Origin of the sequence: Streptomyces sp. 4F14, from assembly GCF_048159485.1 — a bacterium.
GTDB lineage: Bacteria > Actinomycetota > Actinomycetes > Streptomycetales > Streptomycetaceae > Streptomyces.
This window is the reverse complement of sequence record NZ_JBLRVY010000396.1, coordinates 1-319: the sequence shown is the minus strand read 5'-3', so window position 1 is coordinate 319 and position 319 is coordinate 1. Positions and strand designations below refer to the sequence as shown.

Below are 319 nucleotides of genomic sequence, written 5' to 3'. Positions count from 1 at the left end.
TACCGGGCGAAGGCGTACGAGCTTCCGGACGCCGGCCGTGATGCGCGCGGGCAGCACGTCGCCAACCTGCTGGCCTTCCAGCCGGACGAGGCGATCGCCGAGATCCTCGCGATCCGCGACTACGAGGCCGTGCCCTACCTGATCCTGGCGACGAAGGGCGGTCTCGTGAAGAAGACCGCGCTCAAGGATTACGACTCGCCGCGCTCGGGCGGTGTCATCGCGATCAACCTCCGCGAGATGGAGGACGGTTCCGACGACGAACTGATCGGCGCCGAGCTCGTGTCGTCCGACGATGATCTGCTTCTGATCAGCAAGAAGG

The 319-nt window shown here is 65.8% G+C and carries 1 protein-coding gene; it reads left to right on the top strand.

Features of this window, described 5'->3' with window-relative positions:
- Positions 1-319, top strand: a 319-nt coding sequence (locus tag ACLZOT_RS51280) for a DNA gyrase C-terminal beta-propeller domain-containing protein (RefSeq protein ID WP_416976154.1), incomplete at both ends; no start/stop codon positions are given.